This window comes from Flavobacterium sp. (assembly GCF_039930565.1).
Taxonomy (GTDB): Bacteria; Bacteroidota; Bacteroidia; order Flavobacteriales; family Flavobacteriaceae; genus Flavobacterium.
The window spans coordinates 35,761-45,118 of sequence record NZ_JBDTTP010000026.1 but is presented as its reverse complement, the minus strand read 5'-3'; the positions used below and the strand labels follow the sequence as shown (position 1 = coordinate 45,118).

The 9,358-nt window shown below is 34.6% G+C and carries 10 protein-coding genes; 1 reads left to right on the top strand and 9 read right to left on the bottom strand.

The window, feature by feature from the left end:
* Window positions 1-239: 239 nt before the first annotated feature.
* The 9 genes from ABI657_RS08730 to ABI657_RS08690 form a co-directional block, all read right to left on the bottom strand.
* On the bottom strand, window positions 240-1,316 hold the full coding sequence (locus ABI657_RS08730; protein ID WP_348096867.1) for a winged helix DNA-binding domain-containing protein: 1,077 nt from the start codon (window positions 1,314-1,316) through the stop codon (window positions 240-242).
* A gap of 56 nt (window positions 1,317-1,372) precedes the next feature.
* Window positions 1,373-2,086 (bottom strand): 3'-5' exonuclease, encoded by a 714-nt coding sequence (locus ABI657_RS08725; protein WP_348096866.1) that lies wholly within the window; start codon window positions 2,084-2,086, stop codon window positions 1,373-1,375.
* Between the two features lie 99 nt (window positions 2,087-2,185).
* Window positions 2,186-2,662: a methylated-DNA--[protein]-cysteine S-methyltransferase gene (locus ABI657_RS08720; RefSeq protein ID WP_348096865.1), complete on the bottom strand. Its 477-nt coding sequence runs from the start codon at window positions 2,660-2,662 to the stop codon at window positions 2,186-2,188.
* Between the two features lie 41 nt (window positions 2,663-2,703).
* Entirely contained in the window at window positions 2,704-3,534 is an 831-nt protein-coding gene (locus tag ABI657_RS08715; protein WP_348096864.1) for an SDR family oxidoreductase, read from the bottom strand.
* Window positions 3,535-3,538: 4 nt separating this feature from the next.
* Window positions 3,539-3,955, bottom strand: a complete 417-nt coding sequence (locus ABI657_RS08710; protein ID WP_348096863.1) for an SRPBCC family protein — start codon at window positions 3,953-3,955, stop codon at window positions 3,539-3,541.
* A gap of 17 nt (window positions 3,956-3,972) precedes the next feature.
* Window positions 3,973-6,351: a M28 family peptidase gene (locus ABI657_RS08705; RefSeq protein ID WP_348096862.1), complete on the bottom strand. Its 2,379-nt coding sequence runs from the start codon at window positions 6,349-6,351 to the stop codon at window positions 3,973-3,975.
* Window positions 6,352-6,365: 14 nt separating this feature from the next.
* Window positions 6,366-6,713 carry a hypothetical protein gene (locus ABI657_RS08700; protein ID WP_348096861.1) on the bottom strand — a complete coding sequence of 116 codons (348 nt, stop codon included), beginning with the start codon at window positions 6,711-6,713 and terminating at the stop codon, window positions 6,366-6,368.
* 93 nt (window positions 6,714-6,806) lie between these two features.
* On the bottom strand, window positions 6,807-7,238 hold the full coding sequence (locus ABI657_RS08695) for a cytochrome c oxidase assembly factor Coa1 family protein (RefSeq protein ID WP_348096860.1): 432 nt from the start codon (window positions 7,236-7,238) through the stop codon (window positions 6,807-6,809).
* A 71-nt stretch (window positions 7,239-7,309) separates the two neighbouring features.
* A complete protein-coding gene (locus ABI657_RS08690; RefSeq protein ID WP_348096859.1) occupies window positions 7,310-8,839 on the bottom strand; it encodes a bifunctional GNAT family N-acetyltransferase/carbon-nitrogen hydrolase family protein in 1,530 nt (509 codons plus the stop codon).
* Window positions 8,840-9,015: 176 nt separating this feature from the next.
* Here ABI657_RS08690 and ssb point away from each other — a divergent pair, with 176 nt between their 5' ends.
* Window positions 9,016-9,348 (top strand): single-stranded DNA-binding protein, encoded by a 333-nt coding sequence (gene ssb, locus ABI657_RS08685; RefSeq protein WP_348096858.1) that lies wholly within the window; start codon window positions 9,016-9,018, stop codon window positions 9,346-9,348.
* The last annotated feature ends 10 nt before the right edge of the window (window positions 9,349-9,358 follow it).

The following is a 9,358-nucleotide window of genomic DNA, read 5'->3' as shown; positions in this document are numbered from 1 at the left end:
TTGTAGATGTTAGTAAAGAGAAATAAAAATGCAATTATTGATTTTTTCATTATTAGTTGTTTTTGTAGTAGTTTGTTGGGATATAATATAATTAAAAGCTTTAATATTTTAATTCAAATATAACAAAACCATTCTTGAAGAATCAAAATCTTAACAATTCTATTCATTGTAAAAAAGCATTGCAAAAGTCAATTTCATAGTTTAAGACAAAATCAATTTATTTTGAATCCTTAAAAATCTTATTCAATAACGATTTTGGTTTCGAGATAGTTTTCAAAGTCTTTAATGCGTTTAAACAGAATCGCTTTTTTATGATTTTCGGTTTCATTAAAGAATTGTGTTGCTATTTTGGTATGGTCTTTTTTAACTGTTCTTTTCCAAGTTCCGATGACTTTTCCGTTTTCAAGGATAACCGGCTTGAATATTCCGTTACTTGTAAAAGCTTTCGACTGATGTTCCAGTAAAATCGAAGCTTCACGGTTTTTATAAGAAATGAGCATTTCATCAAAAGCGGGAAGAAAGTGTACGCTTTTGCGGAAGCTGTTTTCAAGAGAAAGATCAGTTCTGAACCAGTAAGTCTGATTATCAATTTCAACTGAGTTCAGTTCCGTTACAATTGAATGGATTACGGTTTTACAGATTGTAGGGGAAAAACCGGACCACCACGAAAAATCTGACACAGTTGCCGGACCGTGACTTTCAAAATAACGTTTTGCTAATTTCACCAAACCTTCTTCTTTAGTTAATTTGGCTGTTGGTTTAGGAACTTTTTCTTCCAGTAAACTATAAGTCATTTGTTTTCCCCGCATTATTCCGTTACACACCAACCCCTCTAATTCGGCATACATCATAATGAGTACGGGACTTAGATGGTATTCTCCGGAAATTTTTTTAAGATTGAGTTCCTGAATGATTTCGTCCCGCGTTAAATGATTGTTTCCCGTTAGTATTTTTTCGATAGCCGAATTAATCTTGCCGAATTCCTTTTCATCATAACCGTGTTTTTTGGTATCCGCAAGAATGATACGTTTGACTTGGGGACCTGAAACATCCAGTATCCAGTAAATATCCTGGGCAGAAACAAAATGCCAGGTCGGTCTCAAAATGTGTGTTCGGATAATTTTTCCTGAATCAATAGCTTCTTCAATTTCTTTTTCAGTAGCATCACAACGGGAACCAATTGCCCATTTTGCCATTGCATAATCCTGAGCCTGAATCGCTCCCATATGATGTACGATTTCCTGAGGAGAGATTTTGCTTGTTTTTTCTAACTTTTGTGAAACAAGACGATGATGTGCTATTTCCTGATGTGTCATTTTCTAAAATATTTAAATTCTAAAAGTCAAAACTTTGCACCTTTGTACCTCAAAAATTAAACATGAATAATTTCCTCATCAATCAATAGATCTTCTCTTCTTAAGCGAAGGAAAATCTGGGCTACGGCAATCGTATCCTTTTCGCAATAGGTTACAATTCGGTCAATGTCTTTCTCCACGTAATACACATTTGCTACCTGGCTTCCGTCGATGTCGCCTTTTGGAGAAGGAATTCCGAGGATTTTAGTTAGTAATTTTAAGGAAGTAAAATGTTTGTAATCGCCAAATTTCCATAATTCTAAAGTATCCAGATGTGGGATTTCCCAGGGTTTCTTGCCAAATAAATTCAGTTTGTCCGGAATGGCAATTTGATTGATGATCATGCGGCGTGCGAGAAACGGAATATCAAATTCTTTCGCATTATGTCCGCACAAAAGATGATGCAGAAGGTTAAAATGATTACTCAGCAGATTATTAAAGTCACGAAGAATCTTTTTCTCTTCTCCAAAAAAAGACGTTACCCTGAAATTCCGAATATCACCTTTAATGGTAAAATAACCTACAGATATACAAATGATTTTCCCGAACTCCGCCCAGATCCCGGCGCGATCATAAAATTCTTCAGGTGTAAAATCGTCTTTTCGCTGATATTGTGTTTTCAAGTCCCAAAGCGATTGCATTTCCAAATCAAGCGAATTGAAATTCTCTTCTTCGGGAACGGTTTCTATATCGAGAAATAAAATGTTGTTGAGGTTTATTTTTTCAATCATTATTTAGACGCCTTAGATTATTGGACTTCTTAGATTTTTAGACTTAACAATTAAGTTTATTTACAAATATGCGTAAAATTCTTACTATTTAAAAAAGAACTAGAATAAACTTTGTTGTTTGGAAGGGTTTTCGTGTTCAAGTAACCATTTTTTACGTGATAATCCTCCTGCATAACCGGTTAAAGAACCATTTGTGCCAATAACACGATGACATGGAACCACAATCCACAGCGGGTTTTTCCCGTTTGCAGAAGCTACGGCACGAATTGCTTTTACATCGCCCAATTTCTTGGACTGATCCATATAACTAACTGTTTTTCCGTATGGAATTTTCAATAAGGATTTCCATACTTTCTGTTGGAATTCAGTTCCTTTTGGATTAAGTTTTAAATCGAATTCGGTTCTTTTGCCTTCAAAATATTCCTGAAGCTGTAAAACGGCTTCTTTTAAAACTTTCGGTGTTTCCTGCGATACCTCACTTGTACCAACATTTGAAACAGAAATTACCGAAATACCTTCATCGTTACCCATTATTTTTGTGATTCCCAATGGTGAATTAATAAAAACGGTTTCCATAATTTTAGTTTAGCTCGTTATTAAAGTATGCAAAGATTCGTTTAATAATCTTCTAATCTAAATTTATAGTGTAGTATGTTTTCAATTTTTTTACCTGAAACAATCTTTTTTATACTCGATTTTTCAGAATTAAATTTAGGTGAAACCAGATTTTGCTCTTTGGCTTTTTGTGTGTAATATTGTTCTCTGGTCGGATGAAAAGGTGCAACGGCATTGAATACCTCATTCCATTGTGATTGATTGATGATGGCTTCAATAATTCCGATACAATCATTCTGATGAATCAAATTGACAGGAGCATCTGCATTGTCTAAGTTTTCTTTTCCTGATAAGGAAGTCACCGGATGTCTGTCTTCGCCAATTAATCCTCCGAAACGCAGAATTGTGGTTGCAAAATTTTGATTGTTTTGCAAAATGGCTTCAGATAAAAGCAATTGTCTACCGCTTTCGGTTTCGGGATTCGGAATCGTTTCTTCAGTAATATTTCCGTTTCCATCTCCATAAACAGAAGTGGAACTTACAAAAAGCACTTTTTTTAAATTGGATTTCTCTATAAACGGAATCAAATTTTCGATTTTCTCTACAAAAATCTTTCGGGATGAACCGTAATTGTCAGTCACGGTATTGTTTCCGCGTAATTTAGGTGGAATATCAATAATTAAAATATCGCTTTCCGATAAAAAAGCAGTTATAGATTCTGAAACACTTTCGCTATCAAGCGTAACCAAAAAAGGATTTATTCCGGCATTTTCTAAAATAGAAAGTTTGTTTTCAGAAGTTGTGGATCCTTTTACCGGGTTTCCTTTTTCGATTAATCTTTTTGCTAAAGGCAAACCCAGCCATCCACAGCCTAAAATGCTAATTTTTGTCATTGATTTATTCAACTAATGATTTTAAACTTTGTAAAATCGGATTTTCTTCACCCTGAGGTTCTTCCTGAATAGCACCTGGACGATTATCCTGCTGTTGTATTTCTAGTTTAGTTTTGCCCTTTTCTTCGGATAAAATATAACTCATGATAAAATAGTTTTCCGGTTTGTCTTCTAATTCCGGTCTTGGAAAAAATAAGGAATATTTAATTTTCTGATTCGGCACAAATTCTAAGACATTGCCCCATTGTTCAAAAACCTGGCCTTCCCATTCGTTTCTAAATCTAATTTCATTCCCAATCTTCCAATCTGTTATCAAATCACTTCCGTATTGCCATTTTTTTACTAATTCAGGTTCTACCAATGCATTCCAGACTTTTTCTATTGGAGCATCAAGAAGGATTTTAGAAATATTAGTTGCCATAATAATTTATTTATTTATTAAGGTTTAGTAGTAGTCAAACTGTCTTTTACTTTAATTATCTTTTCATTTACAGGAACTATAGGTTGTAAAGGTGCAATGTCTTTCTTTATTTTTTGCTGGATTAAAACAGCGTCGTTGAGTACAAAAGGGGTTGGCATCATCCAGTCACCTCTTGGTTTTATTTTAAATAATGAATTTCTCATTAGATCGAAAGAACTTTCAATTAAATCCATATCAAAAACGGATGATTTTTTTAAATAAAACTCCATAACCAAAGGTTCATTACCGACCACATAGTAGCACAGGATTTTTTTGCCTTTTACTTTCAACTTATTTCCTTTCTCTCCTGAAGCAGAAACGCCATTTGCTTTAAAATTGTAAAATTCCATTTTTGGGTCAGCAAAGATATCGTAACGATTCACTTTTCGGTTTGGTGTAATTTTGATTTTTAGATATCGGTTATCTCCAATTACACTGTCTTTCAGAAAACGTACAGTTGGTTTCTGCAAATCTATTTTTCGTGCTGTAGCACTGTATGTAAAAGGCGATTTGTATTTACTGAACATTGGTAATTTATTGAGTTCATACTCTTTTTGTGGTGTATCACCCAGATAATTTTTGGTCCAGTAATCTAAGTTAACGTCATACGTTGCCCAGACAGCAGAATCAGTGTCAGCATTATAGACATATACTAAACTATTCGATTTTGCCTTTCCATTTTCGTAACCAGAATTCAGACCGGCATAAACAAAACAGCCAATAGCGATAGAAAAGAAAAGCATGGTCCAAAGCCCTTTTCTATAAAATGATCCAAAAACCGGCAATAACAAACCAAATGCAAGTACTGTGAGAACGGAACTTCCATAAAGAATTTTCAATCCTAATCCTACAGGAAACATTTGAATAAAGGGTGCAATAATAATTAAGGCAGGAATGCTAAAAATCAAATTCAATCCTAAACTAAAACCTTGTGTTATTACAAAAACACCAAACAATATAATTCCGAAATAAACAGGAATAATTAAAAATCCGGCTCCTGTCAGGCTATTGGCTAAAAACGCATTTATAGCTATCCAAAGCAATAAGGGAGCTACATAATGGTTCATCGTTAATTTTGTATCAGAAAAATGATGGTAAAAGGCAAAACAAATTGCGATGCTCAATGCTACAAATCCTGCTATGTATATATGGCCATTGTAGGTGAATCCATTGAGTAAATCATTGTATTGCGGATAGAGGGCCAAAAATATTTTCCATCCCAGATAAGTAACAAGTCCTGAAATAATAATGGAACCTAAGAGAGGCACAAAACCCTTTGCGATTTCCCTGAATGAAATAAGACGTTTGGCTTTTCCTATAAAAATTAAAAGAGTCAGCAAGCCAAAAGCAATAACTGTCATTGGAAAAACCCAGGTAAAAGGATAACTTATAAATGAAAACGGGATGTTGAAATAAACATTGTCTTCTGAAGATTGTGTTTGGCTTAGATTGATATTCGAAAAATATTTTAACAAAGGCATTAGATAAGTTCCCTGGTGCTTGAGGGTAGTTTTATTTAAATGCTGAATATCATCCTGTTGTGTATGGTAGTTGTAATGGTCATCAATAAAAGCGAAATTAAGTCCCTGAATGTTTCCCTGTTCCCTGAAAACAGTAAGATCAGTATCATTGGGCAGCATTTTATAAATACTGTACATTAAGGAGTTTGAAACTGGATATTTAACTTTTGCATTTGCAAATTCTTTTATAAGTGCCTGATTGCCTTTGTTAGTTTCCATTAGCATATAACTTGGACCGGAAGTGCCTCTTGCTTCGAAGTTTAAGACCAGGCCAACCTCATTTGCCCATGGATGTTTATTAACAAAAAGGGAAGCTCCGTTTAGACCTAATTCCTCAGCATCCGAAAAAAGAATGATAATGTCGTTTTTATGGGGTTGGCGGGAATATAAAAAAGCACGAATCCCTTCTAAAATAGTTGCGACTCCGGAAGCATCGTCACTGGCCCCTTTTGAAAAGGAATGTGGCGCACTGTCATAATGAGAAAGCAAAAGCAGGGCTTTAGAATTATTAGTTCCTTTTATTCGGGTTAGAATGTTTTTCGATTTTACCAAAAGGCCTTTATCGTTAAGAGTAAAGCCTTCCTGAAAACTGGTTTCCAAACCCATTCGGTTTAGTTCAAGTTTCAAATAATTTGCCACTAATCCATGATTGGCAGAACCTACATAATGAGGTTTTTGTGCAATAATCCGAACATGATCCAAGGCTCTTTCAGTAGAGAATTCAGCAAGGGCCTCTTCATCGCGGGTAATACGCTGGGGCATCATTGTAGCGTAAATAAAGGCTAAAATTGTTAAGATGCCTAATGTGGCTACAATCGAATTGTAATTTTTTTTCATGGTAGATTGGGGAGCTAAATTTCTTTTTTTACGAGCATAAAATAATCATTGTCCAGTGACCGATATCCCTGATCGTACAGAAAATAGTAGGTATTTCCTGTTTTGGTCTGTAAAATATTGGTAAAGAAATCAAAATCAAAACCTTTATGAAGCATTTTATCACGAGTCGCTTTTGATTTTCCTTCTGTATTCAACTCTGCTAATATGCGATAATTTTTGCGGAGTTTGTTGTTTACATTCCGCATAAAATTGGTACTGTCTTTATTAATTTTATTATTGTAGGCGTTTCGGCAACCATCTGAACAAAATTTCTTGTCTTCCCGGCCAACAATTTTATCAGCACATTCCAGGCATGTCTTCATTTATTTGTCTTTTAAGTTGAAAATAAGGCAACTTGGTTTATCTTGAGCGAATGGTTTTTTCTTTAAACTTTTAATTCCTTTTAATTTATAAAGTCATTTTAATATATCAATTTCTTCTTTTAATTCTTTTATCCGAATATTTATTTTGCGGTATTCCCATGCAGCGCCTTTTTTTTCAGCAGAGATATCCATTTTGCCTTTCGCTTTATTTCCTTTAATTCGAATTGTTGTCTCTACAGAAGTATTATTGTTAGAATATTTAGTAGTCCCTTCTACAATTGCAAGTTTATCTATTGCCTCAATTTCTCCTAAAGTTTCTTTAACTCTTTGATTTAATTTTACTTTTTCTAATGCATTGTCATAAAGTGCAGGATCTGAATAAGCTTGAGCAAAATCAGTTACATTTGCATCAATGCCAGCAGTTACGAGTGATCCAAATCCAATTAGAATTGATAGTACACTTATCGGTAAAAACCATTTCCAATTTCTTTTCCACCAACTTTTATTTTCAATTAATTCGTCCATATCTTTAATTTTGAAACTTAAATCTAATGCAATGGTTTTGGTTTTTTTCTAATTATCGGCGAAGAATTTTATTACGGATTTATCTTTCTAATCTCATACAAATCATCACGTCTGTCCTTTAGAATTCGCACACTTCCATGTTCATGCAGTTGTTTCAGTAAGTTCAAATCCACATCAACAATCAAAGTCATTTCTGTATTGGGAGTCGCTTCGGCTTTGATCCCGTTACTCGGAAAAGCAAAATCCGAAGGTGTAAATACAGAAGCCTGCGCATATTGAATATCCATGTTATTTACTTTTGGTAAATTTCCAACACAGCCTGCAATCGCCACATAACATTCGTTTTCTATCGCACGTGCCTGAGAACAGTGCTTTACACGGGTATAGGCATTTTGAGTATCAGTCAAAAATGGAACGAATAAAATATTCATTCCTTCATTCGACATAATTCTTGAAAGCTCCGGAAACTCTACATCATAGCAAATAAGGATTCCAATTTTTCCGCAATCGGTATCAAAAGTTTTGAACTCTGATCCTCCTTTCATTCCCCAATGCTGTACTTCATTGGGTGTTATGTGAATTTTAGTATACATTTCTGAAGTTCCGTCTCTTTTGCATAAAAAACCAACGTTATACAAATTACCATTATCTAAATAGGGCATACTTCCCGTAATAATATTGATGTTGTAAGAGATGGCAAATTCCTGAAAACGTTTACGGATTGGATCAGAATAACGGGCAAGTTCCCGAATCGCTTCGGCTTCGGATAAATGATTATAATCGGCCATTAGTGGCGCAATGAAAAGCTCAGGGAATAAGGCGAAATCACTTCCATAACCAGAAACAACGTCTATAAAAAATTCTGCCTGTTCAAAAAACTCTTCAATATTATTAAGCGGGCGCATTTGCCATTGCACAAGTCCTAAACGAATAACACTTTTTTCCAGATTTATCAGTTTTGGACTTTCATCATAATAGACATTATTCCATTCCAAGAGAACTGCAAACTCTTTAGATTCTTCGTCTCCTTCTAAATAATTTTTAATAATTCGCAAAACGTGAAAGTCGTTACTCAGCTGAAACGAAAGCACAGGATCGTGTAACTCCTTATGTTTTACCTTATCAATATAGTTTTTAGGAGTCATTTTTTTAGAATGCTGCGCATAATTCGGAATCCTTCCTGCAAAAACGATGGCTTTCAGATTCAGCTGCTCGCACAATTCTTTCCGTGTGTCATACAAACGCCTGCCTAAACGTAATCCGCGATAATTGGGATGAATGAAAACATCAATTCCGTATAAAATTTCCCCGTTTGGGTTATGGGTAGAAAAACTATAATCTCCAACAATCTGCCTGTAATTGTGTCTTTTGTCCACTAATTTTTCATCAACAATGAGTGATAATGCAGAACCGACCACTTTGCCATCAACCAAAATTACCAGCTGTCCTTCAGGAAATATAGAAAGTAATCTCTCAATATCATCAGCTCTCCAATAAGAATTAGCCATTTCCGGATAGGATTCGACCATAGAGTTTTTTAGTTCTTTGTAATCTTCAAATTTTAAATTTCGTAACTCAACCTTGTTGATCTTAGTCTGCATATAGTGGGATTTCCCTCAAATATAGCAAAATATTTCCCATTTACAAACGGTTACAAATAGTTACAACCGAAAGTAAACAGTTTACTACCGAATAACTTTTGAGAGCCATCGCATCTTTGCCCTGTTGAATTTGATGAACGAATTCAATTTATATAAACCTTTAAATATTATACGCCATGAACGCAATGAAAAACAGAGTACAATTGATTGGAAACGTAGGAAACGATCCGGAAATTAAAACTTTAGAAAACGGTAAAAAATTAGCGCATTTAAATATCGCTACCAATGACAAATATACCAATGATAAAGGCGAAAAAGTGGAACAAACCGAATGGCATCGTGTTACTGCCTGGGGAAAAACAGCAGAAATTATTGAAAAGTATGTTGTAAAAGGAAAAGAGGTAGCAGTTGAAGGAAAACTAACACATAGAAGCTACGATGATAAAAACGGAGAAAAACGTTATGTAACAGAAGTGGTGGTGAGTGAGATTATGCTGTTAAGTAAATAATTGTAAAATA